The sequence below is a fragment of the Rothia sp. HC945 genome (genome assembly GCF_051370785.1).
Taxonomy (GTDB): Bacteria; Actinomycetota; Actinomycetes; order Actinomycetales; family Micrococcaceae; genus Rothia.
On sequence record NZ_JBFCSN010000001.1, the window covers coordinates 1,651,810 to 1,669,588 of the forward strand.

At 65.1% G+C, this 17,779-nt stretch carries 12 protein-coding genes and 1 tRNA gene; 7 read left to right on the top strand and 6 right to left on the bottom strand.

Going from position 1 to position 17,779, the window contains the following annotated elements:
- Position 1 precedes the first annotated feature (1 nt).
- The 5 genes from AB0Y14_RS07305 to betT all read right to left on the bottom strand — a co-directional run bounded on the left by AB0Y14_RS07305 (position 2) and on the right by betT (position 6,110).
- Complete coding sequence (locus AB0Y14_RS07305; RefSeq protein WP_436588519.1) at positions 2-379, bottom strand: hypothetical protein; 378 nt, start codon at positions 377-379, stop codon at positions 2-4.
- A gap of 225 nt (positions 380-604) precedes the next feature.
- Entirely contained in the window at positions 605-1,390 is a 786-nt protein-coding gene (locus AB0Y14_RS07310; RefSeq protein WP_436588520.1) for a glycosyltransferase, read from the bottom strand.
- Positions 1,380-2,750, bottom strand: a complete 1,371-nt coding sequence (locus AB0Y14_RS07315) for a PIG-L family deacetylase (RefSeq protein WP_436588521.1) — start codon at positions 2,748-2,750, stop codon at positions 1,380-1,382. Before AB0Y14_RS07315 ends, AB0Y14_RS07310 begins: the two co-directional genes overlap by 11 nt.
- The gene (locus tag AB0Y14_RS07320; RefSeq protein ID WP_436588522.1) at positions 2,747-3,847 is read right to left on the bottom strand and encodes an acyl-CoA dehydrogenase; all 1,101 of its coding nucleotides are present in this window, start codon (positions 3,845-3,847) and stop codon (positions 2,747-2,749) included. The genes AB0Y14_RS07315 and AB0Y14_RS07320 overlap by 4 nt, the downstream gene beginning before the upstream one ends.
- Before the next feature lie 70 nt (positions 3,848-3,917).
- Positions 3,918-6,110 (bottom strand): choline BCCT transporter BetT, encoded by a 2,193-nt coding sequence (betT, locus tag AB0Y14_RS07325; RefSeq protein WP_436588523.1) that lies wholly within the window; start codon positions 6,108-6,110, stop codon positions 3,918-3,920.
- Between the two features lie 554 nt (positions 6,111-6,664).
- Between betT and AB0Y14_RS07330 the strand changes: the two genes are divergently transcribed.
- Complete coding sequence (locus tag AB0Y14_RS07330; RefSeq protein ID WP_436588844.1) at positions 6,665-8,287, top strand: thiamine pyrophosphate-dependent enzyme; 1,623 nt, start codon at positions 6,665-6,667, stop codon at positions 8,285-8,287.
- A gap of 306 nt (positions 8,288-8,593) precedes the next feature.
- Here the strand turns inward: AB0Y14_RS07330 and AB0Y14_RS07335 are convergent.
- Positions 8,594-8,677, bottom strand: a tRNA-Leu gene (locus AB0Y14_RS07335).
- Positions 8,678-9,549: 872 nt separating this feature from the next.
- Here AB0Y14_RS07335 and AB0Y14_RS07340 point away from each other — a divergent pair.
- From AB0Y14_RS07340 to AB0Y14_RS07365, 6 genes are read left to right on the top strand one after another with little or no spacing between them, the layout of a single operon-like run.
- Complete coding sequence (locus tag AB0Y14_RS07340) at positions 9,550-10,626, top strand: FhaA domain-containing protein (protein WP_436588524.1); 1,077 nt, start codon at positions 9,550-9,552, stop codon at positions 10,624-10,626.
- The gene (locus AB0Y14_RS07345; protein ID WP_436588525.1) at positions 10,626-11,129 is read left to right on the top strand and encodes an FHA domain-containing protein FhaB/FipA; all 504 of its coding nucleotides are present in this window, start codon (positions 10,626-10,628) and stop codon (positions 11,127-11,129) included. The genes AB0Y14_RS07340 and AB0Y14_RS07345 overlap by 1 nt, the downstream gene beginning before the upstream one ends.
- A gap of 5 nt (positions 11,130-11,134) precedes the next feature.
- Positions 11,135-12,988 (top strand): PP2C family protein-serine/threonine phosphatase, encoded by a 1,854-nt coding sequence (locus tag AB0Y14_RS07350; protein WP_436588526.1) that lies wholly within the window; start codon positions 11,135-11,137, stop codon positions 12,986-12,988.
- Entirely contained in the window at positions 12,985-14,484 is a 1,500-nt protein-coding gene (locus tag AB0Y14_RS07355) for an FtsW/RodA/SpoVE family cell cycle protein (RefSeq protein WP_436588527.1), read from the top strand. Before AB0Y14_RS07350 ends, AB0Y14_RS07355 begins: the two co-directional genes overlap by 4 nt.
- Positions 14,481-15,923: a peptidoglycan D,D-transpeptidase FtsI family protein gene (locus AB0Y14_RS07360; protein WP_436588528.1), complete on the top strand. Its 1,443-nt coding sequence runs from the start codon at positions 14,481-14,483 to the stop codon at positions 15,921-15,923. Before AB0Y14_RS07355 ends, AB0Y14_RS07360 begins: the two co-directional genes overlap by 4 nt.
- Positions 15,920-17,776, top strand: coding sequence for a protein kinase domain-containing protein (locus AB0Y14_RS07365; RefSeq protein ID WP_436588529.1), 1,857 nt, complete (start codon positions 15,920-15,922; stop codon positions 17,774-17,776). The genes AB0Y14_RS07360 and AB0Y14_RS07365 overlap by 4 nt, the downstream gene beginning before the upstream one ends.
- Positions 17,777-17,779 lie beyond the last annotated feature (3 nt).

The following is a 17,779-nucleotide window of genomic DNA, read 5'->3' on the forward strand; positions in this document are numbered from 1 at the left end:
GTCACTCCTTTCCTTGCGACGTTCCGATCCGTTCCGAACCGGCGGTGTGGCCCGAGGCCAATGAGCCAGGGGCGAGGGAAGGGAACCGCACCTGCTCGGTCGCGGTGGTCGGGTCCCTGGGCACGCGATTCCAGAGGATCCCGGCGCGGGGATCGCTCCTGTCCTTGGGGATGATCCACCCCAAGGAGATCATGGTCCTGGTCAGTTCCTTGATGTCCTTGGCGATGAGGTTTCCCGCGGCGTCGCGGACCTCACCGCTCGTCGCATGGCATTCCCACTGGAATTTCGCGCACACCTGGAGGGCCCATTGGGACTCGTGGCGCACGTATCGTGCGGGAATCGTCAGCGCAGTCACCGGTATCGGTCGTGTGTTGTCCAAGATGCTGAGCTCCTTAGCCCGGCAGAACAGTCACGCGCTCCCGACCGCAGGGCGACGTCGATGCACCCTGGGGGCATCCTCGGCCCGCTGGCGGGTGAGGGGACGCGTTCTCGTGTACTGGTCAGCCATTATCGTTCTTCTCGTGATGTCACGGCTGTACGCTTCACTGTCCACTCAACCCTGCCCGAGCCTTCTGCGCAAGTATTTTCCCTTGTCAGCGACCTTTTATTCCGTACCCGACACATTCTTGGCGGCGCTGTTCCGGGCGACGTCGATCCGCCGATCCATTTCACGCATGTATGCCGAGAAGCCATCGGGCACGCGTCCCTCCCGCCTCGCGGAGGTCATCACCCGGGTGGTGTCGGTGGCTGTCCACCGCGCGCCCGATGCCTTCAGGCGCTCAACGGCGTCCACGTCCTCCCCCAGGCGCAGGTCCCGAAAGTTTCCCACCGAGAAAAGGTTCGACATCCTCACACCCAGGTTTGCGCCATGAACCGCAGAGTGGCCCTCACCCAGAGGATGCCCCTCGAGCCACAGCTTGTAGCTAGGCGCCTCGACGGGCTCATCTGGCTCAACACTCCCGATAACGACGTCGTGACCCGCTTGCGCCAGGTCAATCTGACGACGCAGCCAGGTCGGGGGGACCCGGGAGTCGGCGTCGGTGTGGGCGGTCCAGACAACCTCGGGCGACAGGGTCGGAAAGGCCTCCACGATGCTACGGGTGCCCGCGGCCCGGGCCGCCCCGACGCTCGAGAATTGTCCTTCGAGCACCGTGATCACGACCGAGGCCCCGCTCGTATCGGCTGGACCGGTCAAGGGCGCAACGACGCGGGCGCTGGCGTCTGTGCACCTGTCCAGGACCACGACAACGCGAACTGGGAGGACAAGGTGCTCAGTAGCCGCCTGAAGGGAGGTGAGGCATCGTCCAAGATGTTCTTCCTCATTGTGCGCGGGAACGACGACGCCGACGGCGCGCACTGCGTCGAGCGGCCCTCGGTCATCACGCCCCATCAGGGTCACCGCCCCATGAGGAGGTCGCCGACCACACCGCGAGATCGAAGTCCGGGTCAGTCAGTGTGACCGTGCGCGGCAAAACCATTCTCTCGTCGAGTATTCGATGGACCTCGCGCGCGGTGAGAGGCCACCCGACCACGGGATGCACCCAGTGGCAGGCCACAACGGTCTGCGCCCCGGAGTCAGCGATACATTCGGCGAGTCGGGCCAGGCGCTCGGGGCTCAGGAAATATCCAACCTCGGACAGGATCACAGCGTCGAATGGTGCCCCTTCGGCCACCGTCTCCCATTCCTCCGGGACGGAGGCCCGTACCCAGTCGATGTCGGGCGAATCGGAGACTCGACGGGCCCGTTCCAGTGCCTTCGCGCTCTCGTCGACGGCGACGACCTTCTCGCACCGTTCGAGCAGGTCGCGGGCCAGTGTTCCCACGGAACACCCCAGCTCGAGCACAGTCCCGTACCGGGGGCTCGGCAGAGAAGCCACAGTGAGGTCGCGTTTGCGCCGTTCGTACCAGCTGCTCCGGGTCCGCCAGGGATCCTCGGAGAGGCGATGAAGCTCATCGAACGGGCTTTCCACGTCATGCCCCGGGCTCACAAAAATCTCGAATGACCGCTCGAAGTGTCTGGTGACCTGCGGCGGCAGGAGGACCTCGTTGCCCGGTTCGTTTCCGAGGGGGCGTGTCTGCGAGGCATGCGCGACCATGGCAGAGCGTTTGGCCGCCAGGGCGGCGTCGTCGATGTCCAGGCGCAGAAGTGCCCGGTCACCGGCCAGGGCGGACAGATCCTCCGGGGTTCCCCAGTGCCAGAGCCACAGGGGCGCCTCGAGGTGAGTCGCGTCGGTCCGCCATGCGGCGGCCGCAGCCGCCTGACCCGCTGCCTCGTGATCGGTGTGTCCGTCCGTACGGCACGTCGAGACGACCAACGTCCGACCTGCCGCCTGCCCGATCACGTCCACCAGCGCGGCGACCAGCTGGTGGACGCTCTCCCGGAGGCGACCGTCGCCCAAATCGAGGCGATGAACGCGCGCGGTCGGGGCCAGGATACCGACGGCTTCTCGTACTTCCCGGTCCCGGATAACGCGCAAATCGTCCGGACCGTGTGTAGGAGAGGCCGGGTGGGATGCCTCACCGGCGGTTGCGATGACGACGTCGACCCGAATCCCTTCGGAAGAAGCCGCGGCGATGAGGCCGCCAGCCGTCAGGGTTTCGTCGTCGGGGTGGGCGGCCACGACCACGAGGTTGTCGAAGCAATCGAGCCGCAACGGGTCTGCACGCTCGAGCAGTGGCTCTGATTCCCACACGGACTCCGGCGTTCCGGCGTCGTCGTGACGGAACGCGGGGGTACGGCGCGGGGTCACGCGAGACCCCCAAAGGTCGAGGGGCCATCCAGAATGGACTGGCCCAGGGCGGCAACGTCGCGTTCCGGCTTGTACTGCTGCAGGTATATCTGCAGGTCAGCGACACGGCGAGCATATTCATCGTCATGTGTCAGGGGCCCAGGGCCCAGCGTGTGACCAACGGCAGTCAGGACCACCTCGCAAGCGCGGTGCACCGACCCTCGCACTCGCAGGGCCGTGGCCCAGGCGGCCTCCGCCCCTACCGCGGTAGAGGCAACAGCCATGTCGAGCGTGTCCGCGCGGTGGGCGGCGTCGGCCAGCACCGACTGAGCGGCTTCCAGGGCAAGTGAACATTGACCCAGGTGAAACTGGGCTATCTGGTCCGGAGTGCGCGAACGGCATGAGCTCTCAAGTTGTGCCGCCAGCTTGCATGCCGCGCCCCACCAGACTGCCGCGACCCCAATGCCACCGAACGCAAAGCCGGAGCGCGTGAAATACCATTCGTCTTCGCCGACCGGCGCGGCGGGAGCTGCGTCGAACTCGAGGGATGAAGTCTGGACGCGGCTGAGTCCCCTGGCGACCCAGCGGTCCTCACCCGCACGAACCCGCGACGACGCGAGGTCCACCGCGAAGAGCCTGCGGGCCGTGGTCGATGTCCAAGCCGTCACGAGGGCGTTCGAGACGGTCCCCGCCAGGGAACACCAGGGTTTGCGGCCCGTGATCCTCCAGCGGCCATCATTCCCCTGGTTGGCCTCGAGCCGATGGTCCGGGGACTCGGCGGCGTAGACACCCCAAGTCCGCGCTCCACCGACGGCTCCGGGGACCAGCCCCACGTCTCGTGTTTGCCCAGGCATGCCTGCGTCAGGATCGCCGGCGACCCGGTCGGCTTGATCGAGGATTGCGCGAGCGTCCAGATCGGGTTCGATGGTGCGGGCCACGGTCAAGTCGATGGCGCCCAGCTCGGCCAGGCCGCGCCATAGGTGCCGGGTGTTGCCTCCTCCCGGCAGCCCGAGGGCATCGGCGATGTCCGGAGCGAGCCGCAACGCGGCCTCTGGGTCGCCCGCCGCTTCACGCGCGGACCGAGCAAGAGCGGGAGGAAGTGATGGACTGTCAAACACAATTCACCTCGGGTGTGGTTCGGTTCCCCTGTGCAAACTGAGATTATCAGCACCCGCCCCGGCCCTACCGCTAGTGCTCGCCGGGCGTCACCATCGATACGGCGTCGTGCGCCGCGCTGTACTTCAGGAAGCCGAGGTGGGCTTCGAAACGGTCCAGGACGTCGTCGATCACCTGTTGCTGCGTGAGCCCCATGAGGTCGTACCCTTCCGAGCCGGTCTGGGTAAAGACCTCGAGCCGGTAGTACACGTCGATCTCGCGGGACATGCGGCCACCGAACATCGGGACGGGCGCCTCGACCGCGGCAACCTCGTACCGGAAGGTGCGGTGATCCGGAATCTCTACCAGGAGCGTGCACTCGTCCACATCCGTCTCCTCGTTGGACTGGGTGGAGAGCGTCGCCGCATATCCTTGCTCCACGAATTCGGCGGCCACGGCCTCGAGCGCGGGTCCGATCGTCTGCTTCTCGAATTCCTTGACCGCTCGCTGCGAAGGGTAGGAACGCATCCTGGCCAGTCGCTGTCGCCAGGTCTTCTCAGGCTTGACGCCGCCGTCGGACGCTATCGACGACCTCATCAGCAGCCGCCCCTCGCGCTCGGCGCGCTCCATACGCAGAACCTTGGAGAACGAGGCCATGACCAGGTAGGCCACGATCGTGACGGGGAGAGCGAAGATCAACGTCGCGTATTCCATGGTCGTGACGCCGCCGGCAACCAGCATCGCGATCGTCAGCAATGCGGTCAGCACGGCCCAGAAGATGCGCAGCCACTTCGCGCCGTCCTGGGAGGGGTCGGGAATCGTCGAGGAGAAGTTCGACATGACCATCGCCCCCGAGTTCGCGCTGGTCAGGTAGAACAGCAAGCCGGACAGCGTGGCCAGGCCGATCAGGAAGGCCGCCCCCGGGAAATTCTCCAAGAGCGCGTACCACCCGGCTTCGGGCGAATCCATCGCGAGCTGCGCGAAGTCCTTGTCACCGCTCATGACCCGGGAGAGAGCGCTGTTGCCGAAGATGGTGACGATGAAGAAGTCGCACATCACCGGAGCGGTGATCGCGGCGATGACGAATTCTCGGAGCGTGCGGCCACGGGAGATGCGCGCCAGGAACAGGCCGACGAAAGGCCCCCAGGCCAGCCAGAAAGCCCAGAAGAACAGGGTCCACATGGACATCCACCCGGACCCGCCGTCTTCATAGGCCATGGTCTGCATGGTCCGCTCGGGGAGGGACCACACGAAGCGGCCGATGTTTTCGACCATCGCGTTGAGAAGGAAGGCCGTCTTGCCCGTGACCAAGATGTAGATCATCATCGCCGCCGCGGACCACAGGTTCAGCTCCGAGATCAGGCGAATCCCCTTGTCCACGCCGGAGGTGCAGGCAGCAATCGTCATGATGACAGCAACCAGGACCAGCGCGATCTGGAGGGCGAGCCCTTCGGGAAGTCCGAAGAGCCAGGCGAAGCCGACGTTGAGGAGAACGACGCCGATACCCATCGACGTCGCCACGCCGAACACCGTGCCCACAAGGGCAAAGATGTCGATGACGTCGCCGGTGGCCCCGCGGACGCGCTTGCCCAGCAACGGGTAGAGCACCGCACGAATCGACAGGGGCATACCCCAGCGGTAGGCGAAGTAGCCCATGGCCATACCGAGCAGCGAATAGGTTGACCACCCGGCGACGCCGTAGTGGAACATCGTCCAGACCACGGCCTCATGGGCTGCCTCGGAGCTCTCGGGAGACGCGTTGATCGGCTGGATGTACTGGGTCACCGGGCCGGTCACGGAGTAGAACAGCATGTCGATCCCCACGCCCGCGGCGAAGAGCATCGATACCCAGGTGAACAGTTTGTATTGGGGTCTGGAGTGGTCCGGTCCAAGACGGACGCTGCCCTGCTTGGAGAAAGCCACCCAGAGGACGAAAAGGATCACGCAGGTGACCGTGAGGACGTAGAACCACCCCAGGTTCTCGGCGATCCAGGCCACCACCTGGCTCATGGTCGATTCGGCGGATTTCGGAACGACGATGGCCCACAGCGAAAAGGCCAGGACCACGGCCGATGAGATGAGCAGGACTTTCCAGTTGACCTTCGGCTCCGCGGCCTTGCGCAGCTCGGAGGGGCCGCGCCGCATGTCCTCGCTCGAACTAGGAGGTCGGTTCTCCTTGCGCTCGACCACGTCAGCGAAGGAACGCTGCGAACCACCGAAGCGTTCGCGCTCCACCCCTCGGGACGTCGCGTTCTCCGGCGAACTGAACTCCTGCGAATCCGACACTTCTCTCCTGACTACTTGGGGCCCGGTCCACGAGTCGTGGGCGTCGGGCACACACGTGCCCTAATTCCCACGGGATCTCGATCGCGCACTCGCTCTCTGGCTCCGTCCGCGAGGCGATGTGAGCCGGTTTCTCGACTCCGGGTGGCGGCCCGGCATACGGCCGCACACGAATAGGCGCGCTATTCAAGTTAGTAGCCTGTGAATTTTCTGGCAATTTCGTGACGGCCGCGGGTTGGTGAGGTTGAGTCAGTTCGGGCGTGGTCGTCCGGGCGGTGCGGGCTGCCGAGGTGGCAACCCCGTGCGTGGGTCGGCGCGAGGCGGACCGACCCCACGTCCGCACCGAGACTCATCGCCCCCGGCAGCACGGCGATTCCGTCATACGAACGAATATTAAGGACCAGATCACCGCGAACGATACTGTGATGTCCGGTGACCGGGGCCACGCGCAAGGACGCGCGCGGTCGAGGCCACTGACGCCGTTCGGTTCCCGTCCGTACTCGGTGCGCGAACCGCCCGACGGCGTCCGCTCCTACCGCCGGAAAGAGACCCACTCCATGACCTCAGCGGGACACGCGATCGTCCGCTCCCTCGAAAACCACGGCATCGACAGGATTTACACCGTTCCGGGGGAAAGCTTCCTCGACGTCCTCGATGGCCTCCACGACTCGTCGATCGACACCGTCGTCTGTCGACATGAGGGCGGGGCCGCCTACATGGCCGAAGCCGAAGGAAAACTGACCGACCTCCCCGGCGTCGCTATGGTCACCCGCGGGCCGGGTGCCGCGAACGCGCACGTCGGGTTGCACACGGCGTGGCAGGATTCCACGGCGATGGTGCTCTTCGTCGGGCTGATTCCGTTCGAGCACAGGGAAAAAGAAGCGTTCCAGGAATTCGATCCCAAGGCCTGGTTCGATACGGGCGCCAAACGCGTGATGGTGCTCGACCACCCGGAACGGGCCAATGAACTCGTCGCTGAGGCGATCTTTGCGGCACGTTCGGGGCGGCCCGGGCCCGTCGTCGTCGGCCTGCCCGAGGACATCATTCAGCAACAGATTAATCCCGTCCCGCATCCGCAGATCCCGATCGCCATGGGCGGCATGACGGTCAGCGACTGGAAAGAACTCCACAACGCTCTCCTCGACTCGGAGAAACCCTTGTTCGTGTTCGGGGGCAACGACTGGACCCAGAAGGCCGCGGCCGATTTCACCGCATGGCTGGAGGCCCACGATCTGCCGGCGGGCGCCGAGTGGCGCTGCGAGGGCACCGTCCCCTTCACGTCCCCCAGTTACATCGGTCCCCTCGGGTACGGGCGTCCTGCGCATTCTCAGCGGGTTCTGGACGAGGCGGACCTGATCGTATTCGTGGGTACGGTTCCGGGCGACGTCATCACCGGAGGCTTCACCTCTCGACAGGACTGGAACAAAAGGAACTTCCTGGTGACCATCGACCCGGGACTCCGGGGACGCTCAGGCCCGGTCACGCACCAGATCGTGGCGAAACCGGACGTTTTCGTGCGGGATCTTCTGCGCATGGATCTTCCCGTCAATGACTCGTGGAAGAGCTGGCGGGACAAGCTCCGGGGCCTTCAGGTCGAGTTTTCGACCCTCCCCGAAACGAAAACTTCAGGCCAGGTCACCATGGACTCGCTGATGAGCAACCTGGTCCCCCGCTTGCCCGAAGACTGCATGGTCACCTTCGGGGCCGGTGAGCACACCAACTGGGCCCACCGCTACTTCCCGACCCACGGCTATGCGCGGATGATTTCTGCGCGCAACGGTTCGATGGGCTACTCGGTACCGTCCGCGGTGGCGGCTTCGCTGCGTCACCCGGAACGACTCGTTGTTTCGATCGCGGGCGACGGCGAGTTCCTGATGAACGGCCAGGAGCTGGCGACGGCGACCCAGTATGGCGCGAAACCGCTGGTCATCGTAGCCGACAACGGCGAGTACGGAACCATCCGCACCCACCAGGAGCGCCAGTATCCCGAACGGATCAGCGGAACCCAGCTGCAGAACCCGGATTTCGCCCTTCTGGCCCAGGCCTACGGCGGTTTCGGAATCCGCGTCGAGGACAACGAATCCCTGCCCCAGGCCCTCGACGACGCGCTGCACGCCGTCGACGACGGCCGGTTCGCGGTGATCCACCTGGTGGTCCCCCAGCGCGACAAGGCCTACTGATCCGCCCTATTCATGTACCGATACCGGATGAAGGCGCCACGGTTGCCTGGAGTCCTGACGGCAGGCCAGCCGACCGATGATCCGAATCCGTGTCGTTGGCCGGCGTCGGTCGACCAGCTCTTGGTACGGGGCTGACGTCGTCGGCGATCCCCTATCCCGCGGGTGAACAGTGCGGCAGAGCACAATTCTGGCCTCGTCCTTGGAGGGTCTTCTTCAGCTCCACCGAGACGAGGAGGTTAAAAGAAAATCCCCGATCAATGTGTTGATCGGGGATTTTTGCTCCAAATTCGCTCTTGGAGCCATGGGTGCGCGAGGGGGGAGTTGAACCCCCACGCCCTCTCGGGCACACGGACCTGAACCGTGCGCGTCTGCCTATTCCGCCACTCGCGCAAGTGACTCGCTCGCCACCCAGCAGGCGACGCGCGAAAAGCAACGCTGATTATCGTACCCAGACCTTAAGCGGCCTGTCCAATCGCGGGGCAGGTGTCTTCCGACACCTCACTCACATCGTGACCTCGCAGATCCCGAGGCTCCGGGCAGGTCATTCATCGGGCCGGGTCGGGGCTGGCCGGGTCGGGGCTGGCCGCGTTGGGTGGCGGTTACCCGATTCGGCGTCGTCCGCCGCCGTTAGGTGGCGGTTTAACCTCCACCTAACGGCGGCAAGCACCTCTCCTTCGGGCAACCCCCACCCCACCAGGGCACGCTCCCGCGGCAGCGCCCCGCGAGGTGGTGCCGCTGCGCACATTTTGGCCTTCTTGCCGTTCTTGTTTCCGATTCCGATTCCCACCGTCCGACTTCTGCGTTCCGACGTCCGCCGCGAGGAGGCAATCTGGTGCGGCAAACGCGCCGAGGTGGCGATCCTGCGCACAAATCGGCGGCAAAAGTGCACAAAGTTGCCGTCTCGCACCACAGGATGCACAAGACTGCCACCTCGCGCCGCAAGGCGCACGAAACCGCCACCTCGCCGCGCCGAACGACCCACAGAAAAGTCCGCGACCCGCCCCGGCCATTCCCCACATTTGATCCGGCCCGCATCCGCTCCTCGCCCGCTCTTCCGCGCATCGAACGGCTCGTCCACACGCTGCAGATCCAGGTCCGCGAGGACTGTTCGTCCACGCGGAAGCGGCCTCGATGCGCCGTTGACGGTCTATTCAGGATGAGTCTCTACTATCCTTGTGTCCGAAGCCGTACGCGGTTGCGGTAGCCCGTACCCTAAAACAGGGGCGGCTCGGAACCGACGTCGCAGAACCAGGAGGCAACCCATGGGACTCATTGAAAACGTTGAGCGGAGTCTCGAAAAGGCTGTGCGAGGGGTTTTCTCGGCCGGGTCGAAGAACCGCATCGAGCCGGTGGACGTCGCGAGTCGACTGCGTTCGGAGATGGACAAGAAGTCCTATGCGATCGCCGAAGGGCGCACCATCGCGCCCAATGTCTTCACCATCGAATTTTCCGACGCCGATTTCTCGCGCGCCCAGTCCTGGGGTCAGGACCTCGCCGAGGAACTGTGCGACGTCGCCATCCGGCACGCCAGGTCGCAGGGGTACACCCTCAGGGGCGCCGTACGAGTGACGTTCACCCGAGCACACACGGAAGAGCTTCAGAAGGGCGAATTCCTGGTGCTCTCCACCCAGGAACGGGCCGGCAGGTCGGCATCGAGGAGACAATCGACCCGCACGGCACCGTCGACGTCGGCCGCCGCGGCCAGCGAGCGCTACGGTGCGGCGCAGCAGGGCGGACGGGGCGGGGCATCGCCGGTCGCGCAACAAGCGACCACCACACCGTCCGAGCCCGAACCGGCTTACGCCCCCGGGTACGCACCTGAGTACGAATCAGATCCGGCCGACGCCGCCGCCTCCGCCGCTCCCGCGGCCACCGCGGCCGCATCCAGTGGGAGACTTCCCAGCGGCTCTTCCCGGATAGCTCCTCGCGTGCCCGGACGCGGCGCCGGAAATGCGAACCGGCACCACGGCGAGGACCAGAACGCCACCCAGGCCATTCCTTCCCCGCAGCGGCAGGAACAATCCCCTGGTGCTTCTCCGAGCTACAAGCCGGTTCTGGACATCAATGGGCAGCGGTTCTCGATCCAGGCCAGCTCGATCGTTCTCGGTCGGTCGTCGGAAGCGGATATCACCGTCGAGGACACGGGCGTCTCACGGCGTCATTTGGAAATCCTCAACCAGGACGGCGTTTTCCTCGCCGTGGACCTGGGTTCGACCAATGGATCCTCCGTGGACGGGACCCGACTCAGGGGTCGCCGCGAGCTCGTGGACGGGACAGTCATTACAATGGGTCGGACCAAGATCACTTTCCGTCTGCTGGCCCCGAGGAGTAGTCGCTAATGGCCTCAGAGCTGACCGTCACGCTGCTCCGTTTCGGATTCCTCGCCCTGTTGTGGGTTTTCGTCTTCGTGATCCTCGCCGGACAGCGTCGGGACCTCGGTCTCGGACAGACCCTGCGGTTCACGTCCCTGCCTGGCAGGAAGAAGAACAAGAAGAAGGGTGAAGCCGGTGCAACCGGCACAGCAGGCACCGAAAAACAGCAGGCCCCCAAACGGCCCAGCCAGCTCGCGATCATCGGTGGGCCGGGAACCGGGAGCATTGCGCGCCTGGGCGATTCCCCCGTGCTTCTGGGACGCGCCCAGGACTGCACCCTGCCCCTGGATGATGACTACTGCTCCGGCCACCACGCGCGCCTCTTTCCGCAGGGTTCGCGCTGGTTCCTGGAGGACCTCGGATCCACCAACGGCACTTTCGTCAATGATCAGAGACTGACCCGCGCCACGCTCGTCGAGCCGGGCGTTCCCTTCACCGTGGGACGCACCGTCATCGAGTTGAGGGCGTAAGGCCCATGAATATTGCCTTCCGGTATGCCGCCCGCTCGGACACGGGCCGAGTGCGCAGCAAGAACGACGACTCCGCCTACGCGGGGCGCTACCTGGCCGTGGTCGCCGACGGCATGGGAGGCCATGTCGGGGGCAATGTCGCCTCGGCGTCGACGGTCCTGGACCTGACGCCCCTGGACCATTCGGAGTACGAGGGCTCGGCGGGGACCATCCTCGCCGACGAGATCCAGACGGCCAACATCATCCTCAACCAGTTGGTCGAGATGAACCCCCTTCTGGCGGGCATGGGCACCACCTGCACGGCCCTCCTGGTGGACGGCGACGAACTCGAGCTCGCCCACATCGGAGATTCCCGCGCCTACCGGCTCCGAGGCAAGAAGTTCGAGCAGATGACCACGGACCACACCTTCGTTCAGCGTCTGGTCGAGGAAGGAAGGCTGAAACCGGAGGAGGCGGAGAATCACCCGCACAAAAATGTGATCATGCGCGTCCTCGGCGACACGGACGCCTCCCCGGAGCTCGAGCTGAAACGCGTGGACGCGCAGGTCGGAGACCGATGGTTGCTGTGCTCGGACGGCCTGTCCGGCGTCGTCTCCGACGAAGTGATCGAATCCGTTCTCGGATCCACCAATGACCTCCAGGAGATCTGCGAATCCCTCGTGGAATTGACCCTCGACGGTGGCGCACCGGACAACGTCACCGTGGCCGTCGTCGAGATCAACGACTCCGCCAACCTCGCCAACGCGGTGACGAGCCGTCTCGACGCCGTCGGCCGGGACAGCCGCGCGGACGAGCACCAAGAGGGCGTCTCGGAAGAACCCCAGGCACCGGCGTCTCGTTCCGGCGTCTCCGACCCGGAGGCGGATCAAGGCTGGCCCGAGTTCCGGGAGATCGATGACGACTCGGGACTGGCGCCCTGGGAAGAAACCTCCCCGGAAACCGGCGCCTCCGATGTGGGCCCGGACGACGTCGCCGGCGTCGGAAACCCCTCCCACGGGTCGCACTCGGGTGAGCAGGACCCTGGGGGCGACCCCGAGGACAGGAGGGCGCCGTGGCGGCGTCGTCTTCCGCGCCAAAGGGGAGAGAGCTTCCGGCACACCCTCCGGCACGGCAGGTGGCGGGGAGATTCGTTCTCCGACTCCGTGCTGAACGCCATGGTCCAGCGCTCGGGCATCGACCTGGAGGAGGCCAGCCAGCAGGAAGAGAGCTCGGCCTCCGTGCTGCGTCGCGAGCTCGAAGAGCGGCCGCACCTCCTGGTGGGGGCGGCATCGTCCGCAACCCACACGGGCCAGATCCCCACCGTCACGGATGCGACCCTGCAACGCAGGGCGACTCTGGCCCGCACACCCTCGATGGACACAGACGAAGGCGAGGAGCTCCCGGACGAACTCCTGGAGGAACTGGACAGCCCACGGCGCCGCAAACGACGCTGGGGCTTGGCGGCCTTCATTTGGGCGTTCATCGCGGTGCTGGTCGTCGGGGCCGTTTGGGCCGGTCTGACATGGGTGAACAACCAGTACTACGTCGGCGTGAACGAAGGCAAGGTCGCCATCTACCGCGGCGTGGACCAGTCCCTCGGGCCGTTGCATCTGAACAGCCTGGAAAAGGAGACCGATGTGAAGGTCTCCCAGTTGCCGAACTATTCCAAGTCTCGCGTCCAGGAGGGGATCCACACCTCGTCGAAGGCCGAAGCCGAACGGGTCATCTCGGATCTCGACCTAGGCGCCCAGGAAGACAACCCCAGTCCGGCGCCGCAAGGAACGGTCTCGAGCGCGCCGCCGTCCAGTGATAAATCCTCGGATTCGGGGAATGATAGTCAGAAGCCCGATCGCAACGACCAGGGAGGTGACAACCAGTGACAACACGTGCGCAGTCTTCGCAGGAGCAGTCCACCGCTCCCGACGCCGAGCAGCATGTCCCCAAGCCACGGCGGCTCTTTGAGCTGCTGTTGCTGGTCATCTCGTGGATCGTCGCCATCGGCGCGATGTGCCTCGTAGACCTGGGCAATACGGCCTCATGGGACCATCGCATCGTCTCGGCCGCGGCAGTGCTGATCGTGGGCTCCCTGATCATCCACGTGATCCTCCACCTCAAGGCGCGATACGCGGATCCTTTCATCCTGCCCATCGTCGTGGTTCTCAATGGAATCGGTCTGACGATGATCTATCGGATCGATCTCACGACGCCGAACTCCTCGGTTGGCTCCCAGACGGCCTGGAGCGCCGTCGCGATGATCGCGTGCGCCGCCGCGCTCTGGTTCCTCACCGATCACCGGGCCCTGGTCCGGGTGACCTACATCAGCCTTGCCGCCTCGATCTTCCTCCTGCTGCTGCCGCTCGTCCCAGGTCTCGGGACGGAGATCAACGGTGCCCGGATCTGGATCTCGATCGGCGGGCGCACGTTCCAGCCGGGAGAGATCGCCAAGATCACGCTGGCCATATTCTTCGCCGGGTATCTTTCGACGAACCGTGACCTCATCCTCTTGGCCGGAAAGAAGATCGGAAGGGTGCGCCTGCCGCGTTTCAAGGACTTCGCCCCGATGTTCGTGGCCTGGCTCGTGAGCATCGGCGTGCTGGTGGTCCAGCACGATCTGGGCTCGGCCATTCTCTTCTTCGGGCTTTTCCTGGCGATGTTGTACTTGGCAACCAACCGGTTCACTTGGGTCGGCGTCGGGCTGGTCCTCGTGGCCATCGGCGCTTTCTTCGCGTACAAGACCATCAGCCACGTCACCGTCCGCATCGACTCCTGGCTCCACGCCTTCGACCCCGCGGTCTACAACCAGCAGGCCGGCGGTTCCGGCCAGATCATCCAGGGCCTGTTCGGCCTCGCCTCGGGCGGGTTGTTCGGTCGCGGGCTCGGCAACGGGCGGCCGGATCTCGTCTCCTTCGCGAACTCCGACATGATCGTCACCGCAATCGGCGAGGAGCTGGGTCTCCTTGGCCTCGGCGCGATCCTGATGCTGTTCCTGATGCTGGTCTCTCGCGGCTTCCGCGCCGCCTTGGGGACCCCGGACGCATTCGGCAAGCTCTTGGCAGCGGGCCTCTCCTCCGCCATGGTTCTGCAACTGTTCGTGGTGATCGGTGGCGTGACCCGTTTGATCCCCCTGACCGGACTGACGACGCCGTTCATGTCCGCCGGTGGTTCATCCCTCCTGGCGAACTGGTTCATCGTCGGGCTGCTGCTCGCAATCTCCCATTCGGCCCGCTCGCCGCGCGTGGTCAACGAGGACGCCGGCCAAGCCGAGGACATTGCGGACACCGGCCAGTTGGGGGCCACCGCCGCCATCTCCAAACTTGGTTCGTCTTCTCATGAGGAAACTGCTTCTTCCCCACATACAGCAGGAGGTCACTCGTGAATCAGGCCATCCGAAGAACATGGCTCGCGGTCGCGGGCGTGTTCATCCTCCTCGTCGGTTCCCTGACATACGTTCAGTTCATCCATGCCGGAGCCCTTGAGGACAATCCCTGGAACTCCCGGCAACTGTACGACCAGTACGGCTCCGCCCGCGGCTCCATCCTCGTGAACGGGTCCGAGATCGCCCAGTCCGTCCCCTCGGACGACAGCTTCGGGTACAAGCGCGAGTACTCGCAGACGGACGAATACGCCGCCCTGACCGGCTACTTCTCGATGGTGTACGGCTCCACCGGGCTCGAGTCAGCGCTCGGCGAGGAACTGTCCGGCAAGTCGGACTCACAGTTCTACGACCGCATCGCGCAGATCTTCTCCAACAAGGAGACCCACGGGGCCTCGGTGGAGCTGACGATCGACCCGAAGCTGCAGAAGAAGGCCACCGAGTTGATGTCGGGGCACAAGGGGTCGATCGTCGCGATGAACCCCAAGACGGGTGAGATCAAGGCGATGGTTTCGGCGCCCAGCTACGATCCGAACCAGCTGTCCTCCCACGACTCGAAATCGGTCATCCAGTCCTATTCGGAGCTGAACCAGGACCAGGACAAGCCGTTGTACAACCGCGCGGTCTCGGGGGATCTCTACTCGCCGGGTTCGACGTTCAAGATCATGGATGCCGTCGCGGCCCTGGAATCCGGGAAGTACAACAAGGATTCCGAGCTGGACAACCCTCAGAACCTGCCTCTGCCGGGCACGGACACGACCTTGCCGAACTACGTCAACGGCCAATGCGCGTCCCGTTCCAAGGCGGACATCGAGTGGGCTCTGGAGCAGTCCTGCAACACTCCGTTCGCTCAGATCGCCATGGACCTCGGTGAGGATAAGATTGCCAAGACGGCCAAGAACTTCGGCTACGGACAGGATCTGTCCGTACCGTTGAAGGTCACCCCATCAAACTTCCCCAGTGGCATGTCCAAGAGCGAGCTAGCGTTGTCTTCGATCGGTCAGTACGACGTCAAATCCACCCCGATGCAGGTGGCCATGATGTCCTCCGCTATCGCCAATGACGGCGTCCAGATGAAACCGAACATGGTCAAGACCGTTCGGTCGAACAGCTTGAGCACGCTCTACGATTTCTCCGCGGAGAAGCTGCGCGAGTCGACCTCGCCCGACGTCGCGCACCAGGTGCGAGACTGGATGGTCAACGACGTCGACAACGGCATCGCGTCCGGGGCACAGGTCGACGGGACCAAGGTCGCAGGAAAGACCGGTACCGCCGAGACCGGTACGGACGGGAACAACCAAGCATGGTTCACCGGCTTCGCGCCGGCGGACGACCCGGAACTAGCTGTTGCTATTGTCTATGAAGATGTAGACGCGGTCACAGGAGCCCAGCTCACGAGCCCCGGTGCCAAGCAACTTTTCGAGGCGGTGTTGAATCAGTGAGGCCCTCATCATCGACGACCCTCGGTGGTCGCTACGGCCTGACCGAACGCATCGCCGTCGGAGGCATGGGCGAGGTCTGGAAGGCCAAGGACAAGGTCCTGGGCCGCATCGTCGCCGTCAAGATCCTGAAAGAGGAATACACCGGCGACCCGGGCTTCCTCGAGCGTTTCCGCGCGGAGGCACGGCACACGGCGTTGCTGAATCACCCGGGTGTCGCCAACGTCTTCGACTACGGCGAGGAAGAAGGCTCGGCCTACCTGGTCATGGAGCTGGTCCCCGGCGAACCCCTGTCCAACATCATCGAACGGGAGAAGACTCTCCCGGCGGACCGCACGCTCAACATCATCGCCCAGACGGCGCGTGCCCTGGCGGCCGCGCACGCCCAGGGTCTCGTGCACCGCGACGTCAAGCCCGGCAACATCATGATCACGCCGGACAACCGAGTGAAGGTGACCGATTTCGGCATCGCCCGCCTCGCCGACCAGGTTCCGCTGACGGCGACCGGGCAGGTCATGGGCACCGCCCAGTATCTTGCCCCGGAGCAGGCAACCGGCCAGACCGCCACGGCTTCGTCGGATCTGTACTCGCTGGGCATCATCGGGTACGAGTGCCTCGCGGGCAAGCGCCCCTTCACGGGCGAGTCCCAGATCGCGATCGCGTTGGCCCAGGTCAACGATCCGCCGCCGTCACTGCCCAAGTCGGTTCCCGTACCGGCGCAGGCGATGATCATGTGCCTGCTGTCCAAGGACCCGGCGCAACGACCGGCGAACGCGACCACGCTGGCCAGCGCGGTGGACGCCATCCGGCGCAACGACCTCAAGGCAGCGGTCAAGGCCGTCCCCGGCCTGTCGACCTACCTTCCGATCAGCACCGATACCGGACAGACGCAGCCGGTGACCGCCCCTACGGAGTCGATGGGCGGCACCGACGCGACCCGACAGTTCGGTTCCGGGGCATCGGCGGCGGGTTACCAGCCGCAGCCGACGACGTCACAATTGCCCACCGTGGGCGAGCCCCGGTCCCTCCAGTACCAGGGGGACTACACGGACAAGGGCGAGCAGAAGTCCCGTCAGGGCACGGCCGTGTGGAAGTGGCTCGTCCCGCTCCTGGTCCTGCTCCTGGCCGCGGGTCTGGGGATCTGGTGGGTCATCCAATCCGGCTCCGGCACGGACGCATCGGCCTCCCCGAGCACCGCGGGCCCGGCCGCCACGAGCGCGCCCTCGTCGTCCTCGCACCCGACCTCCAGTTCGAGTTCGGCGGAGATGATCACCATCAAGTCGTCCGACTACAAGGGAAAGAAGCTGGACGACGTCGTCTCCCAGCTCGCCAGCATGGGCTTGTCCGCCCACTCCGAGGGCAAGAGCTCGAGCGAGGAGAAGAACTCCGTGCTCGAGGTGTCCCCCGAAGGTGAGGTCGCCGCCGGTTCGAACGTGACCGTGGTGTACTCGACGGGCCCCGAATCCGTGAGCCTGCCGAACAAGATGGTGGGCAGGGATGGGCAGACGGTGATCGACGAGATCACCCAACTGGGCGTCAACGTGACCCGCCACGACGAGAACTCGAGCGAGCAATCCGCCGACAAGGTCATTCGGACCTCGCCGAGCGAGGGCAACAAGGTGACGGTCGGCTCCAACGTGGACGTCTACGTGTCCAAGGGCTCCGGGAAGAGCTCATCGTCCGCCCCAGCCCCGGAGAATCCGAGCCAGGAACCCTCCACGACCGCCCCCACCCCTCAGCCGAGCGAGCCCTCAGCTCCGTCGACCGACTCACCACAGGCCGCGCCTTCTGCGGCACCCGAGAACGACCACCCGGGTGAGCCGTCGGGAGACGGCACCCAAGGCTCCAACGAATAACTG

What these genes read in the sequence shown, in the direction of transcription:
- AB0Y14_RS07330 (WP_436588844.1), top strand. Translation starts at nt 6,665, where the DNA reads ATGACCTCAGCGGGACACGCGATCGTCCGCTCCCTCGAAAACCACGGC.
- AB0Y14_RS07345 (WP_436588525.1), top strand. Translation starts at nt 10,626, where the DNA reads ATGGCCTCAGAGCTGACCGTCACGCTGCTCCGTTTCGGATTCCTCGCC.
- AB0Y14_RS07340 (WP_436588524.1), top strand. Translation starts at nt 9,550, where the DNA reads ATGGGACTCATTGAAAACGTTGAGCGGAGTCTCGAAAAGGCTGTGCGA.
- AB0Y14_RS07350 (WP_436588526.1), top strand. Translation starts at nt 11,135, where the DNA reads ATGAATATTGCCTTCCGGTATGCCGCCCGCTCGGACACGGGCCGAGTG.
- AB0Y14_RS07310 (WP_436588520.1), bottom strand. Translation starts at nt 1,390, where the DNA reads ATGGGGCGTGATGACCGAGGGCCGCTCGACGCAGTGCGCGCCGTCGGC.